The sequence below is a fragment of the Streptoverticillium olivoreticuli subsp. olivoreticuli genome, from assembly GCF_003391135.1.
Lineage (GTDB): Bacteria > Actinomycetota > Actinomycetes > Streptomycetales > Streptomycetaceae > Streptomyces > Streptomyces blastmyceticus.
On the sequence record NZ_CP031455.1, the window covers coordinates 6,704,310 to 6,731,060 of the forward strand.

Below are 26,751 nucleotides of genomic sequence, written 5' to 3' on the forward strand. Positions count from 1 at the left end.
GCTTGAGAGTTGCAAGGGACGCTCCGGCGTCCCTTCGTCGTATCCGATGAGCCCAATCCGATCGTCGTATCACCCTGCGGTTTCCGGCCGTTTTCCTCCCGTCCCCTTGGACTGATGTGCCCTGCCCCTTCCCGGGTGAAACCGGAAAATTGAAAGGGGCAGCTTGTTGTCGCCCCCGCACGCCTCGTGCCGGGCGGCCGAGGGGGGCGCGCGGCCGGTAGAGTCCTTCCGCGTGCACCTCAAGAGCCTGACCCTGCGGGGGTTCAAATCCTTCGCCTCCGCGACGACCCTGCGCTTCGAGCCCGGGATCACGTGTGTAGTGGGACCCAATGGCTCCGGAAAGTCCAATGTGGTCGATGCGCTTTCCTGGGTCATGGGAGAACAGGGCGCGAAGTCGCTGCGCGGCGGCAAGATGGAGGACGTCATCTTCGCCGGGACCACCGGCCGTCCACCGCTGGGCCGCGCCGAGGTCTCCCTCACCATCGACAACTCCGACGGCGCGCTGCCCATCGACTACGCCGAAGTCACCATCACACGGATCATGTTCCGCAACGGCGGCAGCGAGTACCAGCTCAACGGCGACACCTGCCGGCTCCTCGACATCCAGGAACTGCTCTCCGACTCCGGCATCGGCCGCGAGATGCACGTCATCGTCGGCCAGGGCCAGTTGGACTCCGTCCTGCACGCCGACCCGACGGGGCGCCGCGCCTTCATCGAGGAGGCGGCGGGCGTACTGAAGCACCGCAAGCGCAAGGAGAAGGCGCTGCGGAAGCTCGACGCGATGAAGGCGAACCTCGCGCGGGTCCAGGACCTGACCGACGAACTGAGGCGCCAGCTCAAGCCGCTCGGGCGGCAGGCCGCGGTCGCCCGCCGGGCCGCGGTCATCCAGGCGGACCTCCGCGACGCCCGGCTGCGGCTGCTCGCCGACGACCTGGTCACTCTGCGCGGGGCCCTGCACGCCGAGCTCGCGGACGAGGCCGCGCTCAAGGCCCGCAAGGAGGCCGCCGAGGCCGGGCTGCGGGCGGCGGCACAGCGGGAGGCCGCGCTGGAGGAGCAGGTGCGCACGCTGGCGCCGCGCCTCGCCCGGGCCCAGCAGACCTGGTACGAACTGTCGCAGCTCGCCGAGCGGGTGCGCGGCACGATCGGCCTCGCGGACGCCCGGGTCACCAGCGCCACCGCCGCCCCCGCCGAGGAGCGGCGCGGCCGCGACCCCGAGGACCTGGAGCGCGAGGCGGCCCGGATCCGCGAACAGGAGGCGGAGCTGGAGGCCGCGCTCGAAGCCGCGGGCACGGCCCTGGAGGAGACCACCGCGCACCGCGCCGAGCTGGAGCGCAGGCTCGCCGAGGAGGAGCGCCGGCTGCGGGACGCCGCCCGCGCCATCGCCGACCACCGCGAGGGCCTCGCCCGCCTGCACGGACGCGTGACCGCCGCCCATGGCCGGGCCGCCTCCGCGCAGGCCGAGATCGGCCGGCTGACCGCCGCCCGCGACGAGGCCCGCGAACGGGCGGCCACGGCCGAGGAGGAGTACGAGCGGCAGCGGGCCGAGGTCGAGGGGATCGACGCGGGAGACCTGGAACTCGCCGCCCGGCACGAGGACGCCAAGCGCGAGCTGGCCGCGGCCGAGACGGAGCTGACGGAGGCCCGGGAGGCGGCGACGGCCACCGAGCGCCGCCGTGCTGCCACCGCCGCCCGCCGCGACGCGCTGGCCCTCGGCCTGCGCCGCAAGGACGGCACCGGCGCGCTGCTGTCCGCGCAGGATCGTTTGTCCGGACTGCTGGGACCGGCCGCGGAGCTCCTGGCCGTCGCCCCCGGCCATGAACTCCCCATCGCCACCGCCCTGGGCGCCGCCGCCGACGCCCTCGCGGTCACCGACACCGCGACGGCCGCCGAGGCCCTCCGCCTGCTCCGCAAGCAGGACGCGGGGCGCGCGGCCCTGCTGGTGACCCGGGGCCTGAGCCGGGCCGAGGCGCAGCGGACCGAAGGGACCCACGCCCCGGCACCCGCCGGTTCCGGGCCCCGGCCCGCGCTCGAACTCGTCCACGGGCCCGCCCCGTTGCTGGCCGCCGTGGCACCGCTGCTGCGCGACGTCATGGTCGTCGGGACGCTGGAGGACGCCGAGGAACTGGTGGCCGAGCGGCCCGGATGCACTGCCGTGACCGCCGAGGGCGACCTCCTCGGGGACCGCTTCGCGCAGGGCGGCTCCGGCGGCGCGCCCAGCCTGCTGGAGGTGCAGTCCGCCGTCGACGAGGCCACCGCCGAACTGACCGGGCTGGACTCGCGCTGCGAGCAACTGGCGGCCGCCCAGCGGGCGGCGGGGGAGCGGCGCGCCGAGTGCGCCGCCCTGGTCGAGGAGCTGGCGGCCCGGCGCGGCGCCGCGGACCGGGAGAAGTCGCAGGTCGCCCAGGCGCTGGGGCGGCTCGGCGGACAGGCGCGCGCGGCGGCCGACGAGGCGGGCCGTACGGCCGCGGCCGTGGCACGGGCCGAGGAGGCGCTCGCCCGCGCCACCGAGGAGGCCGAGGAGCTGGCCGAGCGACTGGCGGTGGCCGAGGAGGCGGGCCCCGGCGAGGGCACCGACGAGCCGGACACCTCCGTACGCGACCGGCTCGCGGCCGACGGGGCCAACGCACGGCAGACCGAGATGGAGGCCCGGCTCCAGGTCCGTACGCACGAGGAGCGGGTGAAGGCGCTCGCCGGGCGGGCGGACGGGCTGGACCGGGCGGCGCGCGCCGAGCGGGAGGCGCGGGCGCGCGCGGAACAGCGGCGCGCCCGGCTGCGCCACGAGGCGGGCGTCGCCTCCGCCGTCGCCGCGGGTGCCCGGCAGCTGCTGGCGCACGTGGAGGTGTCGCTCGTCCGCGCCGACGAGGAGCGCGGGCACGCCGAGGCGGCGAAGGCCGAGCGCGAGCGGGAACTGATCGCGGAGCGCGACCGGGGCCGCGAGCTCAAGGGCGAGCTCGACCGGCTCACGGACTCGGTGCACCGGGGCGAGGTGCTGGGCGCGGAGAAGCGGTTGCGCATCGAGCAGCTGGAGGCCAAGGCCCTGGAGGAGCTCGGCGTGGAGCCCGCGGCGCTCGTCGCGGAGTACGGCCCTGACCAGCCCGTACCGCCGTCGCCGCCGGCCGAGGGCGAGGAACTGCCCGACGACCCGGACGACCCGAGGAACCTGCCGGTGCCCTTCGACCGGGCCGAGCAGGAGAGGCGGCTGAAGGCCGCCGAGCGGGCCTACCAGCAGCTGGGGAAGGTGAACCCGCTCGCCCTGGAGGAGTTCGCGGCGCTGGAGGAGCGGCACCAGTTCCTGTCCGAGCAGCTCGAGGACCTCAAGAAGACCCGCAGCGACCTGCTCCAGGTGGTGAAGGACGTCGACAAGCGGGTCGAGGAGGTCTTCACGGAGGCGTACCACGACACCGCCCGGGAGTTCGAGGGCGTCTTCTCCCGGCTCTTCCCCGGCGGGGAGGGGCGGCTCGTGCTCACCGACCCGGACGACATGCTGGCGACCGGTGTGGACGTGGAGGCGCGACCGCCGGGCAAGAAGGTCAAGCGGCTGTCGCTGCTGTCCGGAGGCGAGCGGTCGCTGACCGCCGTGGCGCTGCTGGTGGCGATCTTCAAGGCGCGGCCGAGCCCGTTCTATGTGATGGACGAGGTCGAGGCGGCGCTGGACGACACCAATCTGCAGCGGCTGATCCGGATCATGGAAGAGCTCCAGGAGAGCTCCCAGCTGATTGTGATCACCCACCAGAAGCGGACCATGGAGGTCGCGGACGCGCTGTACGGGGTGTCCATGCAGGGGGACGGAGTTTCCAAGGTCATCAGTCAGCGGTTGCGCCGCTCCTGAGCACTTCTTCAAGTGTTGAACGCAACGCCTCGGAAGCTCGCAGGAAACTTCTTGGTTACGACCTATTGACTTAGAAAATTGAAGGCATAAGGTCTGCAACGTTGCTAATACCTTCAAGTGGTGGGCCCCCCGGAGTTGTGCCCCACTTGAAGGGCCAGCCCCCCACGCCCGGCAATGCCGCCGGGCCTCAGGAGTACACGTTGACCAGCACTGCGATGGCGCAGGGGTCCGAGGGCCGCAAGGCCCAGCCGGACCACCTCGGCCATGTCATCTTCATCACCGCGGCCGCGGCGATGGGTGGCTTTCTCTTCGGCTACGACAGTTCCGTGATCAACGGTGCCGTCGAGGGCATTCGCGGGAAGTACGACATCGGCTCCGCCGCTCTGGCCCAGGTCATCGCGATCGCCCTGATCGGCTGCGCGATCGGCGCCGCCACCGCGGGCCGCATCGCCGACCGCATAGGCCGGATCCGCGTCATGCAGATCTCGGCGACGCTCTTCACCATCAGCGCGGTCGGCTCGGCGCTGCCCTTCGCCCTGTGGGACCTCGCCTTCTGGCGCGTCCTCGGCGGCATCGCCATCGGCATGGCCTCGGTCATCGGCCCGGCCTACATCGCCGAGGTCTCGCCGCCCGCCTACCGCGGCCGCCTCGGCTCCTTCCAGCAGGCCGCGATCGTCGTCGGCATCGCCATCTCCCAGCTCGTGAACTGGGGCATCCTCAACCTCGCCGACGGTGACCAGCGCGGCCACCTCATGGGCATCGAGGCCTGGCAGCTCATGCTGGGCGTCATGGTCGTCCCGGCCGTCCTCTACGGCCTGCTGTCCTTCGCGATCCCCGAGTCCCCGCGCTTCCTGATCTCCGTCGGCAAGACCGACCGGGCGAAGGCCGTGCTGGCCGACGTCGAGGGCCACACCGTCGACCTCGACAAGCGCGTCGCCGAGATCGAGCTGGCCATGCACAGCGAGGAGAAGTCCACCTTCAAGGACCTGCTCGGCTCCAAGGCGGGCTTCCTGCCGATCGTCTGGGTCGGCATCGGCCTCTCGGTCTTCCAGCAGCTCGTCGGCATCAACGTCGCCTTCTACTACTCGGCGACCCTGTGGCAGTCCGTCGGCATCGACCCGAGCGACTCGTTCCTCTACTCCTTCACCACGTCGATCATCAACATCGTCGGCACCGTGATCGCGATGATCTTCGTGGACCGCATCGGCCGCAAGCCGCTCGCGCTCATCGGTTCCGCCGGTATGGCGATCTCCCTCGCGCTGGAGGCCTGGGCCTTCGCCTCGAAGGCCGCCGACGGTTCGCTGCCGACCACGCAGGGCACGGTGGCGCTCGTCGCGGCCCACGCGTTCGTGCTCTTCTTCGCCCTGTCCTGGGGCGTCGTGGTCTGGGTCTTCCTCGGCGAGATGTTCCCCAACCGCATCCGCGCCGCCGCGCTCGGTGTGGCCGCGTCCGCGCAGTGGATCGCCAACTGGGCCATCACCGCGAGCTTCCCGAGCCTCGCGGACTGGAACCTCTCCGGTACGTACGTCATCTACGCGGTCTTCGCCGTGCTCTCCATCCCCTTCGTGCTGAAGTTCGTGAAGGAGACCAAGGGCAAGGCGCTGGAGGAGATGGGCTGACCACCCCGCCGCTCCTCTCCTCCGAAGGCCGCCGCCCCGACTCACACCCTGTGAGCCGGGGCGGCGGCCGTTTGTCGTGCCGGGTGTGGTGCGGTCCGTTGCCGCCTGCGGCGGAGAGCGCCCTGCGGGCGCGTCCTCAAGCGCCGGACGGGCTGAATTCAGCCCGTCCGGCGCTTGAGGACAGCGCGCGGAGCGTGCTTCGGGGTCTGGGGCGGAGCCCCCCACGCGGCGGAGCCGCAAATCGACACAGCCGGGAAGGGGCGGTGTGGGGAACAAAGCCCGCCGCAGGCGTACAAAAGCAGACGTCCCCTCCCGCCATCGTCGGCGGGAGGGGACGTCAGAGGTGAGCGAAGCGTCGAACTACGCGGCGACCTTCTCGCGCGCCGGCTCCGCCGACGCCGCATCCGCCGCGACCGACTCGCGCGGCACCGGCAGGGCCAGCATCATCAGCGCCGCGATCACGATCGTGGCCGCCCAGCCCAGTCCGTACTCACCGACGAACGTGCCGGACAGCGGACCGGCGAACCAGTCGCACTTGGTGAAGCAGATGCCCGCGATCAGGGCGACCGTCCATGAGGTCATCGCCTGCCAGCAGAAACCGCCCACGTACCAGTAGCGGCTGGTGCGCCCGGTGTCCATCAGGGCCTCCGCGTCGTAGCGCACGGCACGGACCCGGCGGCGGGCCATGTCGACGGCGTAGACGCCGATCCACGCGGAGAAGGAGACCGCGAGCAGGATCAGGAAGGTGATGAAGGAGCTGAGGAAGCTCTTGGCGACCAGCATCAGCATCAGACCGCCGACCAGGGAGATCACGGCGTTGATGCTGACGGCCATCGCGCGCGGCAGCTTGACGCCCATGGTCTGGGCGGTGAAGCCGGCCGAGTACATCGACAGGCTGTTGATCAGCAGCATGCCCACGATCGCGGTGACCAGGTAGGGCACGGCCAGCCACGTCGGCAGGATGTCACCGAGGAAGGAGACCGGGTCCGGCGCCTTTGCCAGATCCGGGGTCGCGACGGCCATGACCGCGCCCATGAGCACCATGGGGACCATCACCAGGCCCGCACCGGAGACCGTCGCGCCGACGATCTTCTTGCCGGACGCGGAGTGCGGCAGGTAGCGCGCGAAGTCGGGGCCGGTGGGCACCCAGCTGATGCCGCCGGCGGCGATCGTGCCGATACCGGTGATCATCATCGCGGTGGTGCCCGCGGGCTTGGAGAAGACCTCGCCCCAGTTCATGTGGGCGATCAGATAGCCGAGCACCAGCACGCTGAAGACGCCGAAGAGGTACGTCGACCACTTGTTGCAGACGTTGAGCGCCTTGCGCCCCATGCCGCTCACCAGGAAGGTGCTGGCGACGAAGAGGAAGAGCGTGACGACGATCAGCGGGGTGTTGCTCTTGATGCCGAAGAGCAGGTCGAGGACGGTCAGCACGGCGTAGGCGCCGGTGACCGCGTTGATCGTCTCCCAGCCGAAGCGGGCGACCCACAGGATCGCGCCCGGGAAGAGGTTGCCGCGGACGCCGAAGGTCGCGCGCGAGAGCATCGCGCCCGGGGCACCGCCCCACTTGCCGGAGACCGACAGCACGCCGACCATGCCGAACGACGCGAGCGCGGCGCACCCGGCGACGATCAGGACCTGCCAGAAGTTCAGCTGGTTGAAGACGACCAGGGCCGCGCCCATGGTGAGCAGCAGCACACTGATGTTGGCGGCGACCCAGGTGGGGAACAGCTCCCGGACGCGACCGTGCCGCTCGTTGTCCGGTACGGGCTCGATGCCGCGGGTTTCTATCGCGCCGTCGGACTCGGCGGGGACGACGTTGTCCATGTGGGGGGCTCCGTGCGGGTGAAGCGGGGCGGCCACAGCAGATGGGCCGGGGCAGAAAGAGACGCTGCGGACTCTACGCGCGTCACACAGCCACACGCCATCGTACTTTGCTCCAACTTTGGCCAGATAGTGGCTTTGGTCCTCGTTACTTCGTACGAATCCACAGGCTGCGGGCGCGGCGGCGCGAGGGCGGTCCGGTGTCCGATACTGGGGGCGTTATGGAAATCGTCATCCTTGCTGTAGTCATCGCTGTGGTCGCGCTCGCCGCGATCAGCGGGCTCGTGGTCAGCAGCCGTAAGAAGAAGCAGCTGCCGCCGGCCCCGCCGAGCAGCCCGTCCGTCACCGCGCCGCCCGCCGAGCCGCACGTCGGCGAGGAGGCCGAGACCCCGCGCCCGGAGCCGCACCGCCCCGTCGAAGAGGTCGAGCTGCCCACGGCCGAGGCCCCGGCGGCCGAGCCGGAGGCCGCCGAGCCGGAGGTCCCCGAGGCCCCGGCGGCGCCCGAGGTCGAGGTCCCGGAGCCCACCGCCGGCCGGCTCGTCCGGCTGCGCTCCCGGCTCTCCCGGTCGCAGAACTCCCTCGGCAAGGGTCTGCTGACCCTGCTCTCCCGCGAGCACCTCGACGAGGACACCTGGGAGGAGATCGAGGACACCCTGCTCACCGCCGACGTCGGCGTCGCACCCACGCAGGAGCTCGTGGAGCGCCTCCGCGAGCGGGTGAAGGTGCTCGGCACCCGCACCCCCGAGGAGCTGCGCGCCCTGCTCCGGGAGGAGCTCGTCGCCCTCATCGGCGCCGACACCGACCGCGTCGTCCACACCGAGCCCGGCGTGGGCGTGAACGGCGAGGAGAAGCCCGGCGTCGTGCTGGTCGTCGGCGTCAACGGCGTCGGCAAGACCACCACCACGGGCAAGCTCGCGCGCGTCCTGGTCGCGGACGGCAAGTCCGTCGTCCTGGGCGCGGCCGACACCTTCCGCGCCGCGGCCGCCGACCAGCTCCAGACCTGGGGCGAGCGCGTCGGCGCCCGTACGGTCCGCGGCCCCGAGGGCGGCGACCCGGCGTCGATCGCCTTCGACGCGGTCAAGGAGGGCATCGCCGAGAACGCGGACGTCGTCCTCGTCGACACCGCCGGCCGGCTGCACACCAAGACCGGGCTCATGGACGAGCTCGGCAAGGTCAAGCGCGTCGTGGAGAAGCACGGCTCGGTCGACGAGGTGCTGCTCGTCCTGGACGCCACCACCGGGCAGAACGGCCTGGTGCAGGCGCGGGTGTTCGCGGAGGTCGTGGACATCACGGGCATCGTCCTCACCAAGCTGGACGGCACCGCCAAGGGCGGCATCGTCATCGCCGTCCAGCGCGAGCTGGGCGTGCCGGTGAAGCTGGTGGGCCTGGGCGAGGGCGCGGACGACCTCGCGCCGTTCGAACCGGAGGCGTTCGTGGACGCCCTGATCGGCGACTGAGCAGCCGGCAGGACGCGTTCGCGCACAGGCGTCAGGGCCCCGCGGTCATGTGACCGCGGGGCCCTGACGCGTCCACGGGGGCAGGCCGTACGGACTCTGTGCGACAGCGACGCTCAACGGCACAGCGGCGCGCGGTGGCAGACGTAGGCCAGCGTGCCCAGCAGCAGCCGCGCCTGCGGTGGCCGGCCCGCCGTGTCGAGGGTCGGCGGGCGCAGCCAGCGCATCGGGCCGAGGCCCGAAAGGTCGGAGGGCGGCGCGGTGATGTGGTCGCCCGGACCGAGGCAGCGGAGGTCGAGACGGGCGTCGTCCCAGCCCATGCGGTAGAGGAGCTGGGGGAGTTCGGCGGCGGCGCCGGGCGCGACGAAGAACAGGGCCCGCCCGTGCGGCGTGAGGGCCACCGGGCCGAGCGGCAGCCCCATGCGCTCCAGCCGGGCGAGGGCGTGCCGCCCGGCCGTCCCGTCGATCTCCAGCACGTCGAACGAGCGGCCCACGGGCAGCAGCACTGCGGCCCCCGGCACCTCGGCCCACGCGGCCGCCGCGGCGGCCAGGGTGGCGCCCGCCGGGACGGGCGGGGCGAAGGAGAGCGGATGGGCGCCGGGGTCGGGGCAGTCGGCGGCGCCGCAGGAGCAGGCCACGCGCCCGCTGCGGGAGGCGCGGGCGCCGGGGACCACGTCCCATCCCCACAGGCCGGTGTACTCCGCCACCGTCGTCACGGTCTCGGACGCGCGTCCGCGGCGCCGAGAGCTCGAGCGCAGGTCCCGGATGCCGCCGATAGTGAAGCCCATGCCCCCTCCAACGGGTCGTGCTCGCCGATGGTTACGACTCGGAGTGTCTCGAACACGGACGGTCGCCGAGTCCCTCCATGGCGGCGTGGCGGTGTGCGGCCCGGGGTGCGCCGCCGTGCGTGCGCCGTGGCGCGCATCGGTCCGACCCGCCCCTGATCGGTATGTGTCAAGTCAATCGCGTAGAGGTGCGGTTGAGTTCATTCCTTGGGGTGGCGAATGGTGGCGTTTCCTGGACTGCCCTCGCGTGATCAGTGATCGTAGGATTACTTTCGGTGCACGGACCTCGGAGATGCACCCGCCGACTCGGATATGTCGGAGGCACGGCCCGTATCGCCGCCCGGCCGATCACCCCCGGCCGGGGTGGAGCATCGCCGGACAGGCGGCCGCAGTGGGCGGCAAGCTGTTTGCGGTTCACGCACAGATGCAGAGTTCGGGATGGGGGCTTCCAGGTGGGCGGCAACGGCAGCGGGACCGATGGTGCCGAGAAGGCTGAGAAGGCCGGGTCCGACCGGGCCGAGAAGCGTCCCAACGAGCAGTTGGGCTCCTGGTTCCTGCGCAGCGGCTGGTCCAAGGGCGAGCTGGCGCGGCAGGTCAACCGCAGGGCGCGGCAGTTGGGCGCCCACCACATCAGCACGGACACCTCGCGGGTGCGCCGCTGGCTCGACGGCGAGCAGCCGCGCGAGCCGATCCCCAAGATCCTCTCCGAGCTGTTCTCCGAGCGCTTCGGCTGCGTCGTCGGCATCGAGGACATCGGACTGCGGGCCGCGCACCAGTCGCCGTCCGTCTCCGGGGTCGACCTGCCCTGGGCCGGCCCGCAGACCGTCGAGTTGATCAGCGAGTTCTCCCGCAGCGACCTGATGCTGGCCCGGCGCGGCTTCCTCGGTGCCTCGCTCGCCCTCTCGGCGGGCCCGGCGCTGATCGAGCCGATGCAGCGCTGGCTCACGCCCGGCCCCGTCGGCCGGGATCTCCACGGCGCGGCCGACCGCTCCCCGCGCGCGTCCCGGCTCTCCGCGCCCGAGCTGGATCTGCTGGAGTCCACGACCGTGATGTTCCGGCAGTGGGACGCCCAGTGCGGTGGCGGGCTCCGCCGCAAGGCCGTGGTCGGGCAGCTCCACGAGGTCACCGACCTGCTCCAGGAGCCCCAGCCGGAGGCCACCTCCAAGCGGCTCTTCAAGGCCGCCGCCGAACTGGCCCAGCTGGCGGGCTGGATGAGCTACGACATCGGCCTCCACCCCACCGCGCAGAAGTATTTCGTGCTGGCCCTGCACGCCGCCAAGGAGGCCGGCGACCGCCCCCTCGGGTCGTACATCCTCTCCAGCATGGGCCGCCAGATGATCCACCTCGACCGGCCCGACGACGCCCTGGAGCTCATCCACCTCGGGCAGTACGGCTCGCGGGAGACCGCCACCGCGCGCACCCAGGCGATGCTCTACGCGGTGGAGGCCCGGGCGTACGCCAACATGGGCCAGCCCGCCAAGTGCAAGCGCGCGGTCAATATGGCGGAGGACTGCTTCGCCGACTGCGGCTCCGGTGACGACGACCCCGACTGGATCCGCTTCTTCTCCGAGGCGGAGCTCAACGCCGAGAACGCCCACTCCTATCGGGACCTCGCCTATGTGGCGGGCCGCAGCCCCACCTACGCCTCGCTCGCCCGGCCCAAGATGGAGCGGGCGGTCGAGCTCTTCGAGCAGGACGGCGACCACCACAGGTCGTATGCACTCAACCTCATCGGCATGGCCACCGTGCACCTGATGCAGCGCGAGCCGGAGCAGGCCACCGTCCTGGCCGGCAAGGCCCTGAAGATCGCCAAGCAGGTGCGCTCGGAGCGGGTCAACAACCGCCTGCGCAAGACCGTGGGCACCGCCGCCCGCGACTTCGGCCAGGTGCACGAGGTCGTCGCCCTCACCGAGCAACTGGGCATCCACCTGCCGGAATCCGCGGAGGCCGTGCAAGCGGTCTGATCCCGGCCGACCCCATCACGTCCCTCCGACCCCCCGACCCCGACCGCGGCGACCCTCCCGTACAGCCCGACTCGGCTCCCCCACGCCAGGTCCGACCGGATGGTCGCCGCGGCCGGTCCGAGCACCCCATGGACCGCCGCGGCAGAGCAACGCAACGTCGAGGGCCGGTCACCGCAGTTCATCGGGGTGTAACACCTATGACGCCATCGTCATCCCGGTGAAACAACCGGCCCCACCGGCTGAAACCGCGCTGCGTCAACCTCTTGGCGAAACCCGGCCCGCTGAAAACCCGCCCGTACGGGCCGCCGCTTTCGAGGAGACGTCGCGTGAATGGCGCAGATACCGCATTCGTATTGATCAGTGCCGCGCTCGTGATGCTGATGACACCGGGCCTGGCCTTCTTCTACGGCGGCATGGTGCGGGTCAAGAGCGCGCTCAACATGCTGATGATGTCGTTCATCTCGCTCGGCATCGTCACCGTGCTGTGGGTGCTCTACGGCTACTCGCTCGCCTTCGGTGACGATCTCGGTGCCGGACTGCTCGGCAACTTCGACCACATCGGCCTCAAGGGCATCAGCCCGGAGACGCTGACCGCGAAGGACGGCATTCCCGTCTTCGCCTTCGCCCTCTTCCAGCTGATGTTCGCCGTGATCACCCCCGCCCTGATGAGCGGGGCGCTCGCCGACCGCGTGAAATTCAGCGCCTGGGCCCTGTTCATCACGCTCTGGGTGACGATCGTCTACTTCCCCGTCGCCCACTGGGTCTGGCAGCCCGAGGGCTGGCTCTTCAAGCTGAAGGTGATCGACTTCGCGGGCGGCACCGCCGTCCACATCAACGCGGGCATCGGCGCCCTCGCCGCGGTGCTCGTCGTCGGCAAGCGCATCGGCTTCAAGAAGGACCCCATGCGCCCGCACAGCCTGCCGCTGGTGATGCTCGGCGCGGGCCTGCTGTGGTTCGGCTGGTTCGGTTTCAACGCGGGCTCGGCGCTCGCCGCCAACGGCACGGCGGCCAACATGGCGCTCAACACCCAGGTGGCGACGGGCGCCGCGATGCTCGGCTGGCTCGCCTACGAGCGCATCCGGCACGGCGCGTTCACCACCCTCGGCGCGGCCTCCGGCGCCGTCGCAGGACTCGTCGCCATCACCCCCTCCGGCGCCGCCGTCAACGCCTTCGGCGCGCTCCTCATCGGCGTGGTCGCCGGCGCCGTCTGCTCCTGGGCGGTGGCGCTGAAGTTCAAGCTCGGCTTCGACGACTCGCTCGACGTGGTCGGCGTCCACCTCGTCGGCGGCGTCATCGGCACCCTGCTCGTCGGGCTCCTCGCCACCGGCGGCATCGGCGGCGCCACCCAGCTCGGCCGGCAGGCCGTCGGCGCCTTCGCGGTGCTCGGCTACTCCTTCACCGTCTCCTGGGTCCTGGCCAAGCTCGTCGACAGGCTCATCGGCTTCCGGGCCGCCGAGGACGACGAACTGGGCGGCATCGACCAGGCGTTCCACGCCGAGACCGCCTACGACTTCAGCGCGGTCGGCGGCGTCTCGACGGTCACCCGGGCCGTCGCGCACACTCCCTCGGAGGCCGGACCCGCCGCGTCCGACAACACGCCGGACAACGGCACGGCACAGCACAAGAAGGTGGACGCATGAAGCTCATCACCGCGGTCGTCAAGCCGCACATGGTCGACGAGATCAAGGCGGCGCTGCGGAGCTTCGGCGTGCGCGGCATGACCGTCAGCGAGGCCAGCGGTTCCGGCCGGCAGCGGGGGCACACCGAGGTCTACCGCGGCGCCGAGTACACCGTCGACCTCGTCCCCAAGATCCGGATAGAGATCCTCGCCGAGGACGCCGACACCGACAACGTGGTCGACATCATCGTGAAGACGGCCCGCTCGGGCGACACCGGCAAGATCGGCGACGGCAAGGTGTGGGTCGTCCCGGTCGAGGACGTCGTCCGCGTGCGGACCGGCGAGCGCGGACCCGACGCCCTGTAGTGGCGCCCCCTCCCAGAGCACTCTCAAGGAGTCCTGACGTGACGGACACCGGTTCCCCGGCGACCGGCCCGGAACCCGGCGGCTACGCGGCGGCCCGGCTGCACCTCCTGCACCAGGGGAGGGCGGCCGGGCCGCCGCGCCGCGCCGCCCTCGCCCGGCTCACCGACCAGTGGCTGGGGGCCCTGCTGGGCGAGACGCAGGGCGTGGCGCTCGTGGCCGTCGGCGGCTACGGCCGCGGCGAGCTGTCCCCCCGCAGCGACCTCGACGTCCTACTGCTGCACGACGGTTCCGCGGACCTCTCGAAGATCGCGGCGATCGCCGACCGCGTCTGGTACCCCGTATGGGACATGGGCCTCGCGCTCGACCACTCCGTGCGCACCCCGGTCGAGGCCCGCCGGACCGCCGCCGCCGACCTCAAGGTCCACCTCGGGCTCCTCGACGCCCGCCACCTCGGCGGCGACGAGCGGCTCACGGCCGGGCTCCGCGCCACCGCCTACGCCGACTGGCGGGCCCAGGCCCCGGCCCGGCTGCCGGAGCTGCGCGAGCTCGGCGAGGAACGGGCCAGGCACCAGGGCGAGTTGCGGTTCCTGCTGGAACCCGACCTCAAGGAGGCGCGCGGCGGCCTCCGGGACGCCACCGCCCTGCGCGCGGTGGCGGCCTCCTGGCTGGCCGACGCGCCCCGCGAGGGCCTGGAGAGCGCCCGCGCCCTGCTGCTCGACACCCGCGACGCCCTGCACCTGGTCACCGGCCGGGCCACCGACCGGCTGGCCCTCCAGGAGCAGGACCAAGTGGCCACCGCCGTCGGCCTCCCCGACGCCGACACCCTGCTGCGCGAGGTCTACGAGGCCGCCCGCACCGTCTCCTACGCCGCCGACGTCACCTGGCGCGAGGTCGGGCGCGTGCTGCGCGCCCGCTCCGCGCGGCCCCGCCTGCGGCGCATCCTCGGCGGGCGCGGCGGCCGCGGCGGGTTCGTGGAACCGGAGCGCCTGCCGCTGGCCGAGGGCGTCGTCGAGCAGGACGGCGAGGCGGTCCTCGCCCGTACGGCACGGCCCGAGCGCGACCCCGTCCTGCCGCTGCGCGCCGCGGCCGCCGCGGCACAGGCGGGGCTGCCGCTTTCCCCGCACGCCGTGCGGCGGCTGGCCGCCACCGCGGCCCCCCTGCCCGTGCCCTGGCCCGACGAGGCGCGCGAGGCGCTGATCACCCTCCTCGGGGCGGGCGCTCCCACCGTCGAGGTCTGGGAGGCCCTTGAAGCGGAAGGGATCATTTCGCGGCTGCTGCCCGAGTGGCGGCACGTGCGCTGCCGCCCGCAGCGCAACGCCGTGCACCGCTGGACCGTTGACCGCCACCTGATCGAGACGGCCGTCCGGGCCGCCGCCCGTGCGCGCGACGTCGGCAGGCCCGACCTGCTCCTCCTCGCCGCCCTGCTGCACGACATCGGCAAGGGCCTCCCGGGCGACCACTCGGTGGTGGGGGAGACCCTCACCCGGGACATCGCCGCCCGGCTCGGCTTCGGCCCGGAGGACACCGAGACCCTCGCCACGCTCGTACGCCACCACCTGCTGCTCGTCGAGACCGCCACCCGGCGCGACCTGGGCGACCCGGCGACGGTCCGCACGGTCACCGACGCCGTCGTGCGCACCGAGACCCTGGAGCTGCTCCACGCCCTCACCGAGGCCGACGCCCTCGCCACCGGTCCCGCGGCCTGGAGCGCCTGGCGGGCCTCGCTGGTGGCCGGCCTCGTCCGCCGTGCCGCGGCCGCGCTCACGGGCGTCGCCGGATGCCGTACGGAACCGGAGCCGCCGGGAGCCGGGCACGAGCGCCTGGTGGCCGAGGCGCTGCGCACCGGGGGCCCCGTGCTGGAGCTGCGTGAGCGGCCGGACGGCGAGGAGCCCCGTGGCGCGACGGCCCCGGTCGGCGCCGAGCTGACCGTCGCCGTCCCCGAGCGTCCAGGAGTGCTGCCCGCCACCGCCGGTGTGCTCGCGCTGCACCGGCTGACCGTCCGCGCCGCGGACCTGCGGTCGGTCGACGGGGTGCTGCTGCTGCGCTGGCGGGTGGCCGCGGAGTTCGGCTCCCTGCCCGAGTCCGTACGACTGCGGAACGACCTGGTCCGCGCCCTGGAGGGCACCTTGGACATCGTCGGGCGGCTCGCGGAGCGGGAGGCGGCGTACGCCAGGCGGCGCCGGGGCGCGCACGCGCCGCCCCGGGTGACCGTGGCGGCCGGGGGCTCGCGCGACGCGACGGTCCTGGAGGTACGGGCCCAGGACGCCCCCGGTCTGCTGCACCGCATCGGGCGGGCCCTGGAGGAGGCGGGGGTGTGGGTGCGCAGCGCACACGTGAGCACGCTCGGGGCCAATGTGGTGGACGCGTTCTATGTGACCCGGGAGGACGGCGGGCCCTTGCCCGACGGCGAGGCGACGGCGGTGGCGGAGGCGGTGGAGGCGGCCTTGCGCTGAGCGAGAGCGTGACCCGCCCCCGCACGCGCGGGCGTTCCGGCCCCACCCGTCCCCGTCCGCCGGCGTCTGTTCCGTTTCGCCGGATCCGGTGGGCGAGGACACCCGGTCGGCGGGGCCAGATACTCTGGAGGGCGATTGACCCCGCCCCCGACCCCGAGGACCGACGAGCGCTGTGTTCGATACTCTTTCCGACCGCTTGGCGGACGTATTCAAGAACCTCCGGAGCCGGGGCCGACTGTCCGAGGCGGACATCGACGCCACCGCCCGCGAGATCCGTATCGCGCTGCTCGAGGCGGACGTGGCCCTGCCGGTCGTCCGCGCGTTCATCCGGCAGGTCAAGGAGCGGGCCAACGGCGCCGAGGTCTCCGCGGCGCTGAACCCCGCCCAGCAGGTCATCAAGATCGTCAACGAGGAGCTCATCGGCATCCTCGGTGGCGAGACCCGCCGCCTGCGGTTCGCGAAGACCGGGCCGACCGTCATCATGCTCGCCGGTCTCCAGGGTGCCGGTAAGACCACCCTCGCCGGAAAGCTCGGCTTCTGGCTCAAGGGCCAGGGCCACTCCCCGCTGCTCGTCGCCTGTGACCTCCAGCGCCCCAACGCCGTCAACCAGCTGTCCGTCGTCGCCGAGCGCGCGGGCGTCGCGGTCTACGCGCCGGAGCCGGGCAACGGCGTCGGCGACCCGGTGCAGGTCGCCAAGGACTCGATCGAGTTCGCGAAGTCCAAGCAGTACGACGTCGTGGTCGTCGACACCGCCGGCCGCCTCGGCATCGACGCCGAGCTGATGCAGCAGGCCGCCGACATCCGCGACGCCGTCGGCCCCGACGAGGTGCTGTTCGTCGTCGACGCCATGATCGGTCAGGACGCGGTCAACACCGCCGAGGCCTTCCGCGACGGCGTCGGCTTCGACGGCGTGGTGCTCTCCAAGCTCGACGGCGACGCCCGCGGCGGTGCCGCCCTGTCGGTCGCGCACGTGACCGGCAAGCAGATCATGTTCGCCTCCAACGGCGAGAAGCTGGACGACTTCGACGCGTTCCACCCGGACCGCATGGCGTCCCGCATCCTCGGCATGGGCGACATGCTCAGCCTCATCGAGAAGGCCGAGCAGACCTTCAGCCAGGACGAGGCCGAGAAGATGGCGGCCAAGCTGGCGAAGGGGCCGAAGGAGTTCACGCTCGACGACTTCCTGTCCCAGATGGAACAGGTCCGCAAGATGGGCTCCATCTCCAAGCTGCTCGGCATGCTGCCCGGCATGGGGCAGATCAAGGAGCAGATCAACAACCTCGACGAGCGTGACGTCGACCGCACCGCCGCGATCATCAAGTCGATGACCCCGGCCGAGCGCCAGGACCCCACGATCATCAACGGCTCGCGCCGCGCCCGTATCGCCAAGGGCTCGGGCGTGGACGTCAGCGCGGTCAAGAACCTGGTGGAGCGCTTCTTCGAGGCCCGCAAGATGATGTCCCGCATGGCCCAGGGCGGCGGCATGCCGGGGATGCCGGGCATGCCGGGCATGGGTGGCGGTGCCTCCCGCAAGAAGAAGCAGATCAAGCAGGCCAAGGGCAAGCGCCAGAGCGGCAACCCCATGAAGCGCAAGGCCGAGGAGCAGGCCGCGGCCGCGCGCCGCGAGCAGCAGGCGGCCAACCCGCTCGGCCTGCCCGCCGCGGGCCAGGAGCCGCAGAACTTCGAACTCCCCGACGAGTTCAAGAAGTTCATGGGCTGATCCCGTCGCACGGCACACGCAGTGGCCCCCTACGGTCGACCGTAGGGGGCCACTGCGTGTGTACGGGCCGGGTCAGACGCGGGCTATGAGATAGCGGAAGACATTGGGCATCCACACCGTGCCGTCGCGGCGCAGATGCGGGTGGAGGGCCTCGGCCAGCTCCTTGGTGACCTGCTCCTCGTCCGTGGCCTCGATCGCCGCGTCGAAGGCGCCCGTCGACAGCATCCCGCGCACCGCGCTGCCCATGTCGGCGTAGCCGTACGGGCACGCCACGCGCCCCGAGCCGTCCGGGCGCAGCCCGGCGCGGTGGGCGAGGTTCTCCAGGTCGTCGCGGCCGCTCGGGCGCCAGCGGGAGGGCGCGCACATGGGATCCGCGAGCCGGGCCGCGACCCGGAGCGCCCCCGATGCCGCGCAGCGCTCCTGGGGGCCCCAGCCGGCCAGGACGACGGGGGCGCCGTACTCGGCACAGGCGGCCGCCTTGGCGAGGGCGCCCGCCAGGTGGTGCGCGCTGCCGCCCGCGCAGTACAGCGGGTCGAAGGCCGTGACGAGGTTGAAGGCCGGAGCGCCGGGCTCCGTGACGGATTCGGGCCCGCCGTGCCCCAGGCGCGCGCCGCGGCCGGAGCGGCTGTCCACGGACAGCAGCCGTTCGTGGGCCAGGTCCAGCCGCCGCCGGTCGGAGTCGATGCCGCAGACCGTGGCGCCCCGGGCCGACGCCATGAGCAGGGCCAGCCCGGATCCGCAGCCCAGGCTGAGCAGCCGGGTCCGCGAGGAGACCTCCAGTCGTTGGTACACCGCTTCGTAGAGCGGCACCAGCATCCGTTCCTGGATCTCCGCCCAGTCGCGGGCCCGGGAGCCGGGCGACGCAGCGGACGGCAGGTGCCGCCGCACGAGCGTTGGTGTCATCGAAAGCGCCCCAATCCGCCGAGAGACTGTGTGTGCCGAATCGGCCCCCCGATGTGCTGCCGTGCGCGCTGCTGTGAAGCACCCCCGTATGCCAGAGAACTCCGCTTCCGTCCCCGAGTCCAGGGGGTGGCGCGAGAAGCTTCCCGTCCGCCCACGATGGCATGTGCCGGGCGCCCTCGCACGGGCAGAAGGGGCGGCGGCCGGCCGGCGCGCGGGGGTGCGCGGAGGGTGCGGGAGCGGGGCCGCGGGGAGGGGATTCACGCTCCGGCGGATCGGCCCCGTACCATTCGCACCATGGCAAAGGCTCCCATTCTCACCCCCCAGGCGGAAGACTTCCCGCGCTGGTACCAGGACTTGATCAACAAGGCCGAGCTGGCCGACAACGGCCCGGTGCGCGGCACCATGGTCATCCGCCCGTACGGGTACGGGCTCTGGGAGCGCATGCAGCAGGAGATGGACGCGCGCATCAAGGACGCGGGCGCCTCCAACGCGTACTTCCCGCTCTTCATCCCGCAGTCCTACCTGACGCGGGAGGCCGAGCACGTCGAGGGCTTCGCGCCCGAGCTCGCGGTCGTCACGCACGGCGGCGGCAAGGAGCTGGAGGAGCCGGTCGTCGTCCGGCCCACCTCCGAGACGATCATCAACGAGTACTTCTCCAAGTGGGTGCAGAGCTACCGCGACCTGCCCCTGCTGATCAACCAGTGGGCCAACGTGGTCCGTTGGGAGATGCGCCCGCGCGTCTTCCTGCGCACGAGCGAGTTCCTCTGGCAGGAGGGCCACACCGCCCACGCCACCTACGAGGACGCCCGCGACTACGCCGCCCGCATCCACCGCGACGTCTACTACGACTTCATGGTCAACGTGCTCGGCATCGACGTCGTGCTGGGTCGCAAGACGGCCAAGGAGCGCTTCGCGGGTGCCATCAACACCCTCACGCTCGAGGGCATGATGCGCGACGGCAAGGCCCTGCAGATGGGCACCAGCCACGAGCTCGGCCAGAACTTCGCCAAGGCGTTCAACACCTCCTACCTGTCCAAGGAAGGGCAGCAGGAGATGGTCTGGCAGACCTCCTGGGGCGTCTCGACCCGCATGGTCGGCGGTCTGATCATGTCGCACGGCGACGACAGCGGCCTGCGGGTGCCGCCGCGCCTCGCCTCCGTCCAGGCCGTCGTCCTGGCGATCAAGGGCGACGACGCCGTGATCGCCAAGGTCCGTGAGATCGGCGACCAGCTGAAGGCCGCCGGGATCCGGGTGCAGGTCGACGACCGCACCGACACCCCCTTCGGCCGCCGCGCCGTGGACTGGGAGCTCAAGGGCGTTCCGGTGCGGATCGAGGTCGGCCCGCGCGACCTGGAGAACGGCACCGCGATGCTGGCCCGCCGGATCCCCGGCGGCAAGGCGCCGGTCCGCCTCGACGAGCTGGTCGCGCTGCTGCCGAAGGTCCTGGAGGAGGACCAGCAGCTGCTGCTGACCGAGTCGCGCGAGCGCCGCGAGTCCCTGACGTCCGACGTGGCGACCATCGGCGAGGCCGCGGAGGCCGCCGTCGCCGGCGGCTGGGCGCGGATCCCGTGGGCGGACCTCGGCCCCGAGGGCGAGGCCAAGCTCGCCGAGCAGGCCGTGTCCGTGCGCTGCCTGGTCGCCGAGGACGGCTCGGTGCCGGACGCGGACGACGCGCCGGGCACGATCGCGATCGTCGCGCGCTCGTACTGATTGCACGCGGGGGCGTACGCCCCCTGATGCGCGCTTACTCGCGAGTCAGTACGTCCCATGTTGCGAACGGGTGCGCGGGTTCTCCATAGATCTGCGCACCCGCCCTCGTCAGGACGCATGAGCGTGAAACTGACTGGTACGTGCAAATTATTTGGGATGGCCCGGTATCGGAACACCGGGCCATCCCTGCTCGTTGTCACGACGTGAGCACGACACCACCTGTTCTCGCCGCAGAGCTGGCGCAGGCGTGGGCCGACATTCAGCGGTACCACCCCGAGCTGCCGGATCTAGCCGCGCCCGAATCGTTGATCGGGGAGTCGTCGTCCGCCTGCGGCGCCGAGCTCTCCTTCGAACGGCTGCTGCACGAGGCAGTGCACGGCATCGCGGCCGCCCGCGGTGTCCGTGACACGTCACGTGCGGGCCGCTACCACAATCGCCGGTTCCTGGCGATCGCCGAGGAGCTGGGTCTCGACCACGGGGACGAGCCGCATCCCAGCAGCGGCTTCTCGCTGGTCGTGCTCAATCCGGAGGCGCGCAAGCGCTACCGCCCCACCATCGACAGACTCCAGCGCGCCCTCAAGGCGCACACGGTCGCCACCACCGCCGACACCTCGCGCACCTTCCGGGGTCCGGCCGCGCGGCACGGCTCCTCCGGCGGAGGGGTGCGCGTCAAGGCGGTGTGCGACTGCGGCCGTAATGTCCGTGTCGTGCCCTCCGTGCTGGCGCAGGCGCCGATCATGTGCGGCGGCTGCGGTCAGCCCTTCCGCATCCCCGAGGCCGTATCGGTCGGCTGACCTGGAGCGGTGTGGCACAATGGGACGCTGTACTCGACAGTCGCACAGGACCCCTCTCTCCTCCGGCTGACGCGTCCATCGGGCACCCCGAGTACCGCAACCCCACGTGGCATCTCGTTGTGCCCAACCACGTCAAGACCAGGAGACACCACTCCAGTGGCAGTCAAGATCAAGCTGAAGCGTCTGGGCAAGATCCGTTCGCCTCACTACCGCATCGTCGTCGCCGACTCCCGTACCCGCCGTGACGGCCGGGCCATCGAGGAGATCGGCCTGTACCACCCGGTGCAGAACCCCTCGCGCATCGAGGTCGACACCGAGCGTGTCCAGTACTGGCTGGGTGTCGGCGCGCAGCCGACCGAGCCGGTCATGGCCATCCTCAAGGTCACCGGTGACTGGCAGAAGTTCAAGGGTCTGCCGGCCCCGGCCCCGATGCTCCTCCCCGCGACCAAGGAGGACAAGCGTCGCGCGTTCGACGAGTTCACCAAGGGCCTCGAGGCCGGCGCCGCGAAGGGTGAGGCCATCACCCCGAAGGCCAAGAAGTCGGAGAAGAAGGACGAGGCCGCCGCGGCCGAGTCCGCTGAGTCGACCGAGGCCTGAGGATGCTCGAGGAGGCCCTTGAGCACCTCGTAAAGGGCATCGTCGACAACCCCGACGAGGTGCAGGTCGCGTCGCGCAACCTGCGGCGCGGGCGCGTGCTGGAGGTCCGGGTCCACCCCGATGACCTCGGCAAGGTGATCGGCCGCAACGGCCGCACCGCCCGCGCACTGCGCACCGTCGTGGGCGCCATCGGCGGCCGTGGCATCCGCGTCGACCTCGTCGACGTGGATCAGGTCCGCTGAGAAGCGATTGAGCACCGGCACGGGCCGGGAGGGGCTGCGGCCCTTCCCGGCCCGTTGTCGCGTTCGCTCGTCGTGTTCGTACGCAGCAGAAGCAGAGAAGGAACGGCATGCAGCTCGTAGTCGGCAGGATCGGCCGCGCCCATGGGATCAAGGGTGAGGTCACCGTTGAGGTGCGCACGGACGACCCGGAGCTGCGGCTCGGGCCGGGCGCCGTGCTGGCCACGGACCCCGCCGGAGTGGGCCCGCTGACCATCGAGACCGGTCGGGTGCACAGCGGTCGGCTGCTGCTGCGCTTCGCCGGCGTCAAGGACCGTACGGGCGCCGAGGCGCTCCGCAACACGCTCCTGATCGCGGACGTGGACCCCGAGGAGGCCCCCGAGGACCCCGAGGAGTTCTACGACCACCAGCTGATGGACCTCGACGTCGTCACCGCCGACGGCACCGAGATCGGCCGGATCACGGAGATCGCGCACCTGCCGTCGCAGGACCTCTTCATCGTGGAGCGGCCCGACGGCAGCGAGGTGATGATCCCCTTCGTCTCCGAGATCGTGACGGAGATCGACCTCGACGCGCAGCGCGCGGTGGTCGACCCGCCGCCCGGCCTGATCGACACCGACCAGGCCGAGGTCGCGAGCTCCCGCGACGCCGACGCCGAATCCGGCGCCGAGGACGACGCGGCGAAGGGTGACGCGTGATGCGGCTCGACGTCGTCACGATCTTCCCCGAGTACCTGGAACCGCTGAACGTCTCGCTCGTCGGCAAGGCCCGTGCGCGCGGACAGCTGGACGTGCGCATCCATGACCTGCGGGACTGGGCGCACGACAAGCACAACACCGTCGACGACACCCCGTACGGCGGCGGCCCCGGCATGGTGATGAAGCCCGAGCCCTGGGGCGAGGCGCTCGACTCGGTCATCGCCTCCGGAGAGGGCCGGCCGACCCTGGTCGTCCCCACGCCCAGCGGCAAGCCGTTCACCCAGCAGCTCGCCGTCGAGCTGTCCGAGAAGCCGTGGCTGGTCTTCACTCCGGCCCGCTACGAGGGCATCGACCGCCGCGTCATCGAGGAGTACGGCGACCGCCTCGACGTGCGCGAGGTCTCCATCGGCGACTATGTGCTGGCCGGCGGCGAGGCGCCCGTGCTGGTGATGGTCGAGGCCATCGCCCGGCTGCTCCCCGGCGTGCTGGGCAACGCCGAGTCGCACCGCGACGACTCCTTCGCCCCCGGCGCCATGGCCGACCTCCTCGAAGGCCCCGTCTACACCAAGCCCCCGGAGTGGCGCGGCCGGGGCATCCCGGACGTCCTGGTCAGCGGCCACCACGGCAAGATCGCCCGCTGGCGCCGCGACGAGGCGTTCCGGCGTACGGTCGTGAACCGGCCCGACCTGATCGAGCGCACCGACCCGGCGGCCTTCGACAAGAAGGACCGCGAGATGCTCTCGATCCTCGGCTGGGGCCCCGGCCCCGACGGCCGATTTGGGCGAGTGGCTCCCGACGTGGAAGAATAAGCCGTTGCCTTGCGCCCGGCGCGCGCCCCTGCCACAGGGGGAACGACGTCCGCCCGGTGCAGCGCACGACCCCCATCATCATTTCTATTCCGCTGATGACCTGTGGCATCGGCGAAGAGAGCAGACGGTTATGAACCTTCTCGACAACGTCGACGCCGCATCGCTGCGCACCGACGTCCCGGCCTTCCGCCCCGGCGACACCGTGAACGTCCACGTTCGCGTCATCGAGGGCAACCGCTCCCGTGTGCAGCAGTTCAAGGGCGTTGTCATCCGCCGCCAGGGTGCCGGCGTGCGCGAGACCTTCACGGTCCGCAAGGTCTCCTTCTCCGTCGGCGTGGAGCGCACCTTCCCGGTGAACAGCCCGATCTTCGAGAAGATCGAGGTCGTCACCCGCGGTGACGTCCGTCGCGCCAAGCTGTACTACCTCCGTGAGCTGCGCGGCAAGGCCGCGAAGATCAAGGAGAAGCGCGACCGCTGAGCTTCTGTCCGGAGTCCGGGCCCGGCCGGATAGGCTTTCGGCTCGATGGACACCGACGCACAGCTTTCGGAGCGCGACCGCTCTCCAGAACCCGCACAGGGGGAGGAGCAGGGGTCGCGCTCCTCGCGTTTTCCCGAGGAGACGCGCCCGGCGGAGACACGGGAGCGGAGCCGCCCGGAGCGGATCCGCGACTGGCTGGGGGGCGGCGGGCCGCTGCGCAGGGCGTGCCTGCTGCTGACCGCGTGCCTGGTCTTCCTGCTGCTGCTCAGCAGCTATGTCGTCCAGCCGTTCCTGATCCCGAGCGGCTCGATGAAGAACACGCTCCGGGTCGGCGACCGCGTGCTGGTCAACAAGCTCGCGTACGGCTTCGGTGACGAGCCCCGGCGCGGCGACGTGGTGGTTTTCGACGGGCTCGGCTCGTTCGTCCAGTACGCCCCGTCGGAGAATGTGATCACCGCGCTGATCCGCAAGGGGGCGTCGTCGGTCGGGCTGATGAGCCCGGCGCGGACCGACTACGTCAAGCGCGTCGTGGGCGTCGGCGGCGACCGGGTCACCTGCTGCGACGCGCGCGGCCGGCTCCAGGTCAACGGCCGGCCGATCGACGAGCCGTACCTCTTCCCGGGCGACGCCCCCTCGCGCGTGCCCTTCGACATCGTGGTGCCGCCGGGGAAGCTCTGGGTGATGGGCGACCACCGGAGCGACTCCCGCGACTCGCGCGACCACCTGGGGGAGCCGGGCGGTGGCATGGTCCCGGTCGACCGGGTCATCGGGCGCGCCGACTGGATCGGCTGGCCCTTCGGCCGGATCACCTCGCTGCGCCGGCCGGACGCCTTCGCGGACGTACCGGAACCAGGCGCCGCCGGGCCGCACGGGAGCCCCCATGGGTAGCCACGGGCGTACGGGTCCACCACCGCGGTCGCACGCGCGGACGGCGGCCCCGGAGGAGGCCGAGGTCGCGCCGGCCGGCGAGCCGGTGCGTACGGAGCCGGGCGGGCGTGCCGCGCGGCGGAAGGCGGCACGCCGGGTCAAGCGGAGGCGGCGCCGGTCCGCGGTCAAGGAGGTGCCGATCCTCATAGCGGTCGCGCTGCTGATCGCCCTGGTGCTGAAGACGTTCCTGGTGCAGGCGTTCGTGATCCCGTCCGGCTCGATGGAACAGACGATCCGGATCGGCGACCGGGTGCTGGTCGACAAGCTGACACCGTGGTTCGGGTCCCGTCCGGCCCGCGGCGACGTGGTGGTCTTCAAGGACCCCGGCGGCTGGCTCACGGGGGAGGGGACCAAGGCCGCTCAGGACCCCGTGGGCATCAAGCAGGGCAAGCAGTTCCTGACCTTCATCGGCCTGCTTCCCTCCGCGAACGAACAGGATCTGATCAAGCGCGTGATCGCCGTCGGCGGTGACACGGTCAAGTGCTGCGACAAGAACGGCAAAATCACAGTCAACGGAACGCCGCTCGACGAGCCCTATATCCACCCGGGCAACCCGCCGTCGCAGCTCACGTTCTCGGTACGGGTACCGGCCGGCCGCATTTTCGTGATGGGCGACCACCGCTCCGATTCGGCCGATTCCCGCTACCACTTGGAGGAACCCGGACAGGGCACCGTCCCGGAGAACCTCGTCGTGGGGCGTGCGGTGGTCATCGCCTGGCCGTTCGGCCACTGGCGGGGATTGTCCGAACCGGACACCTTCGCATCGGTCGGGGACGCGCCGCGCACGGGGACGCGAGCGGGCGCTTCGCCGAATAGTGTGTCCCTCATGGATCAGGACGGATTGATCCAGCTCCCGACCCCTGCGGAACTCCCGCTCGTTATGGGAGTGGTGGGCCTGCGTCGTATGCACGACAGGCTGCAGAGTGGAGAGAGGAGCGGATGTGGGGGACTTGGCGGTCGGCGCACGTTCCGGTCACGGAGAGCCCGAAAAACGACCCGGGGGGACCGATGAGTCGCCCAGGGCCGACGCGCCGGAGGATGCCGCCTCGTTCCAGGCGGCTCGACCGGCCCAGAAAGCCCGGGACACTGCGGACGGACCGGTGGATTCGGAGAACGACGGCGTGACACCCGGTGACGACGCCGAGGAGCCGGGCGGGCAGCAGCCCAAGAAGCAACGATCCTTCTGGAAAGAGCTGCCGATCCTCGTCGGCATCGCCCTGGTGCTCGCGCTGCTCATCAAGACTTTTCTTGTCCAGGCGTTCTCGATTCCTTCCGACTCGATGCAGAACACCCTCCAGCGCGGCGACCGGGTGCTGGTGGACAAACTGACTCCCTGGTTCGGGTCCAAGCCCGAGCGGGGCGAAGTGGTCGTCTTCCACGACCCGGGCAAGGGCGACCAGAGCTGGCTCGGCCCCGATACCCAGCAGCAGAATTCCGGCCCCTTCGGGCGCGGTGTGCAAAAGGTTCTGAGCTTCGTCGGCCTGATGCCGTCGGCCGAGGAGAAGGACCTCATCAAGCGGGTCATCGCCGTCGGCGGCGACACCGTGGAGTGCCAGGGCCAGGGCGGTCCGGTGAAGGTCAACGGCAAGGCGCTCGACGAGAAGTCGTACATCTTCCAGGGCAACTCCCCGTGCGACGACAAGCCGTTCGCCCCGGTCAAGGTCCCCAAGGACCACATCTGGGTGATGGGCGACCACCGCCAGGACTCGCTGGACTCCCGCTACCACCCCGACCTGTACAACGGCACGGTGCCGGTCAAGGACGTCGTCGGCCGCGCCTTCAGCGTCGCCTGGCCGATCGACCGCTGGTCCTTCCTCTCGGTGCCGGGCACCTTCGACCAGTCCGGGCTGAACGCCGCGGCCGCGGCGACGCCCTCGGCGCTCGGTCTCGCGGGCGCGGTGCCGCTGGTGCTGTGGCGCCGCCGCCGGATCGCCGGGAAGACCGCGTCGAAGGGCTGACCCGCG

General features: G+C 71.6%; 21 protein-coding genes. 18 read left to right on the forward strand and 3 right to left on the reverse strand.

From position 1 onward, the window contains the following. Positions 1-232: 232 nt before the first annotated feature. Together smc and DXZ73_RS29865 are read left to right on the forward strand one after the other, a co-directional pair. Positions 233-3,829, forward strand: a complete 3,597-nt coding sequence (smc, locus tag DXZ73_RS29860) for a chromosome segregation protein SMC (RefSeq protein ID WP_116214104.1) — start codon at positions 233-235, stop codon at positions 3,827-3,829. A gap of 215 nt (positions 3,830-4,044) precedes the next feature. Further along, positions 4,045-5,448, forward strand: coding sequence for a sugar porter family MFS transporter (locus DXZ73_RS29865; RefSeq protein ID WP_116214105.1), 1,404 nt, complete (start codon positions 4,045-4,047; stop codon positions 5,446-5,448). 360 nt (positions 5,449-5,808) lie between these two features. Here the strand turns inward: DXZ73_RS29865 and DXZ73_RS29870 are convergent, their stop codons facing one another. Further along, positions 5,809-7,275 (reverse strand): purine-cytosine permease family protein, encoded by a 1,467-nt coding sequence (locus DXZ73_RS29870; RefSeq protein WP_116214106.1) that lies wholly within the window; start codon positions 7,273-7,275, stop codon positions 5,809-5,811. Between the two features lie 218 nt (positions 7,276-7,493). Here DXZ73_RS29870 and ftsY point away from each other — a divergent pair, with 218 nt between their 5' ends. Further along, positions 7,494-8,729: a signal recognition particle-docking protein FtsY gene (ftsY, locus tag DXZ73_RS29875; protein WP_116214107.1), complete on the forward strand. Its 1,236-nt coding sequence runs from the start codon at positions 7,494-7,496 to the stop codon at positions 8,727-8,729. Positions 8,730-8,842: 113 nt separating this feature from the next. On the opposite strand, the gene DXZ73_RS29880 is transcribed toward ftsY, so the two are convergent. Next, the gene (locus DXZ73_RS29880) at positions 8,843-9,514 is read right to left on the reverse strand and encodes a bifunctional DNA primase/polymerase (protein WP_116214108.1); all 672 of its coding nucleotides are present in this window, start codon (positions 9,512-9,514) and stop codon (positions 8,843-8,845) included. A 449-nt stretch (positions 9,515-9,963) separates the two neighbouring features. On the opposite strand from DXZ73_RS29880, the gene DXZ73_RS29885 reads away from it, so the two are divergent. The 5 genes from DXZ73_RS29885 to ffh all read left to right on the forward strand — a co-directional run bounded on the left by DXZ73_RS29885 (position 9,964) and on the right by ffh (position 17,632). Further along, positions 9,964-11,475 carry a hypothetical protein gene (locus tag DXZ73_RS29885; protein ID WP_425315878.1) on the forward strand — a complete coding sequence of 504 codons (1,512 nt, stop codon included), beginning with the start codon at positions 9,964-9,966 and terminating at the stop codon, positions 11,473-11,475. Positions 11,476-11,801: 326 nt separating this feature from the next. Continuing rightward, positions 11,802-13,115: an ammonium transporter gene (locus DXZ73_RS29890; RefSeq protein WP_116214109.1), complete on the forward strand. Its 1,314-nt coding sequence runs from the start codon at positions 11,802-11,804 to the stop codon at positions 13,113-13,115. Continuing rightward, on the forward strand, positions 13,112-13,459 hold the full coding sequence (locus DXZ73_RS29895) for a P-II family nitrogen regulator (RefSeq protein WP_116214110.1): 348 nt from the start codon (positions 13,112-13,114) through the stop codon (positions 13,457-13,459). Before DXZ73_RS29890 ends, DXZ73_RS29895 begins: the two co-directional genes overlap by 4 nt. Before the next feature lie 38 nt (positions 13,460-13,497). Then, on the forward strand, positions 13,498-15,912 hold the full coding sequence (locus tag DXZ73_RS29900) for a [protein-PII] uridylyltransferase (protein WP_116214111.1): 2,415 nt from the start codon (positions 13,498-13,500) through the stop codon (positions 15,910-15,912). Between the two features lie 172 nt (positions 15,913-16,084). After that, on the forward strand, positions 16,085-17,632 hold the full coding sequence (ffh, locus tag DXZ73_RS29905) for a signal recognition particle protein (protein WP_116214112.1): 1,548 nt from the start codon (positions 16,085-16,087) through the stop codon (positions 17,630-17,632). Between the two features lie 72 nt (positions 17,633-17,704). Here ffh and DXZ73_RS29910 read toward each other — a convergent pair whose 3' ends face one another. Beyond that, positions 17,705-18,535 carry a class I SAM-dependent methyltransferase gene (locus DXZ73_RS29910; RefSeq protein WP_116214113.1) on the reverse strand — a complete coding sequence of 277 codons (831 nt, stop codon included), beginning with the start codon at positions 18,533-18,535 and terminating at the stop codon, positions 17,705-17,707. A 294-nt stretch (positions 18,536-18,829) separates the two neighbouring features. Here DXZ73_RS29910 and proS point away from each other — a divergent pair, with 294 nt between their 5' ends. From proS to lepB (DXZ73_RS29960), 10 genes are all read left to right on the forward strand, one after another. Further along, entirely contained in the window at positions 18,830-20,245 is a 1,416-nt protein-coding gene (gene proS, locus DXZ73_RS29915; RefSeq protein ID WP_116214114.1) for a proline--tRNA ligase, read from the forward strand. A gap of 203 nt (positions 20,246-20,448) precedes the next feature. Beyond that, the gene (locus DXZ73_RS29920) at positions 20,449-21,039 is read left to right on the forward strand and encodes a hypothetical protein (RefSeq protein WP_116214115.1); all 591 of its coding nucleotides are present in this window, start codon (positions 20,449-20,451) and stop codon (positions 21,037-21,039) included. Positions 21,040-21,195: 156 nt separating this feature from the next. Further along, complete coding sequence (rpsP, locus tag DXZ73_RS29925; RefSeq protein ID WP_116214116.1) at positions 21,196-21,636, forward strand: 30S ribosomal protein S16; 441 nt, start codon at positions 21,196-21,198, stop codon at positions 21,634-21,636. Between the two features lie 2 nt (positions 21,637-21,638). Then, the gene (locus tag DXZ73_RS29930; protein ID WP_020868149.1) at positions 21,639-21,878 is read left to right on the forward strand and encodes an RNA-binding protein; all 240 of its coding nucleotides are present in this window, start codon (positions 21,639-21,641) and stop codon (positions 21,876-21,878) included. A 107-nt stretch (positions 21,879-21,985) separates the two neighbouring features. Further along, complete coding sequence (gene rimM / locus DXZ73_RS29935) at positions 21,986-22,573, forward strand: ribosome maturation factor RimM (RefSeq protein WP_116214117.1); 588 nt, start codon at positions 21,986-21,988, stop codon at positions 22,571-22,573. Then, positions 22,573-23,382: a tRNA (guanosine(37)-N1)-methyltransferase TrmD gene (gene trmD / locus DXZ73_RS29940; protein ID WP_116214118.1), complete on the forward strand. Its 810-nt coding sequence runs from the start codon at positions 22,573-22,575 to the stop codon at positions 23,380-23,382. The genes rimM and trmD overlap by 1 nt, the downstream gene beginning before the upstream one ends. 130 nt (positions 23,383-23,512) lie before the next feature. Continuing rightward, positions 23,513-23,860, forward strand: a complete 348-nt coding sequence (rplS, locus tag DXZ73_RS29945) for a 50S ribosomal protein L19 (RefSeq protein ID WP_116214119.1) — start codon at positions 23,513-23,515, stop codon at positions 23,858-23,860. A 45-nt stretch (positions 23,861-23,905) separates the two neighbouring features. Next, the gene (gene lepB / locus DXZ73_RS29950) at positions 23,906-24,748 is read left to right on the forward strand and encodes a signal peptidase I (RefSeq protein ID WP_116214120.1); all 843 of its coding nucleotides are present in this window, start codon (positions 23,906-23,908) and stop codon (positions 24,746-24,748) included. Further along, positions 24,741-25,799 (forward strand): signal peptidase I, encoded by a 1,059-nt coding sequence (lepB, locus tag DXZ73_RS29955; RefSeq protein ID WP_116214121.1) that lies wholly within the window; start codon positions 24,741-24,743, stop codon positions 25,797-25,799. Before lepB (DXZ73_RS29950) ends, lepB (DXZ73_RS29955) begins: the two co-directional genes overlap by 8 nt. Next, positions 25,738-26,745, forward strand: a complete 1,008-nt coding sequence (gene lepB, locus DXZ73_RS29960) for a signal peptidase I (protein ID WP_116215951.1) — start codon at positions 25,738-25,740, stop codon at positions 26,743-26,745. The genes lepB (DXZ73_RS29955) and lepB (DXZ73_RS29960) overlap by 62 nt, the downstream gene beginning before the upstream one ends. Positions 26,746-26,751 lie beyond the last annotated feature (6 nt).

What these genes read in the sequence shown, in the direction of transcription:
- DXZ73_RS29880 (WP_116214108.1), bottom strand. Translation starts at nt 9,514, where the DNA reads ATGGGCTTCACTATCGGCGGCATCCGGGACCTGCGCTCGAGCTCTCGG.
- proS (WP_116214114.1), top strand. Translation starts at nt 18,830, where the DNA reads ATGGCAAAGGCTCCCATTCTCACCCCCCAGGCGGAAGACTTCCCGCGC.
- rimM (WP_116214117.1), top strand. Translation starts at nt 21,986, where the DNA reads ATGCAGCTCGTAGTCGGCAGGATCGGCCGCGCCCATGGGATCAAGGGT.
- lepB (WP_116214120.1), top strand. Translation starts at nt 23,906, where the DNA reads ATGGACACCGACGCACAGCTTTCGGAGCGCGACCGCTCTCCAGAACCC.
- DXZ73_RS29895 (WP_116214110.1), top strand. Translation starts at nt 13,112, where the DNA reads ATGAAGCTCATCACCGCGGTCGTCAAGCCGCACATGGTCGACGAGATC.
- DXZ73_RS29930 (WP_020868149.1), top strand. Translation starts at nt 21,639, where the DNA reads ATGCTCGAGGAGGCCCTTGAGCACCTCGTAAAGGGCATCGTCGACAAC.
- ftsY (WP_116214107.1), top strand. Translation starts at nt 7,494, where the DNA reads ATGGAAATCGTCATCCTTGCTGTAGTCATCGCTGTGGTCGCGCTCGCC.
- rplS (WP_116214119.1), top strand. Translation starts at nt 23,513, where the DNA reads ATGAACCTTCTCGACAACGTCGACGCCGCATCGCTGCGCACCGACGTC.
- trmD (WP_116214118.1), top strand. Translation starts at nt 22,573, where the DNA reads ATGCGGCTCGACGTCGTCACGATCTTCCCCGAGTACCTGGAACCGCTG.
- lepB (WP_116214121.1), top strand. Translation starts at nt 24,741, where the DNA reads ATGGGTAGCCACGGGCGTACGGGTCCACCACCGCGGTCGCACGCGCGG.
- DXZ73_RS29870 (WP_116214106.1), bottom strand. Translation starts at nt 7,275, where the DNA reads ATGGACAACGTCGTCCCCGCCGAGTCCGACGGCGCGATAGAAACCCGC.
- DXZ73_RS29910 (WP_116214113.1), bottom strand. Translation starts at nt 18,535, where the DNA reads ATGACACCAACGCTCGTGCGGCGGCACCTGCCGTCCGCTGCGTCGCCC.
- DXZ73_RS29865 (WP_116214105.1), top strand. Translation starts at nt 4,045, where the DNA reads ATGGCGCAGGGGTCCGAGGGCCGCAAGGCCCAGCCGGACCACCTCGGC.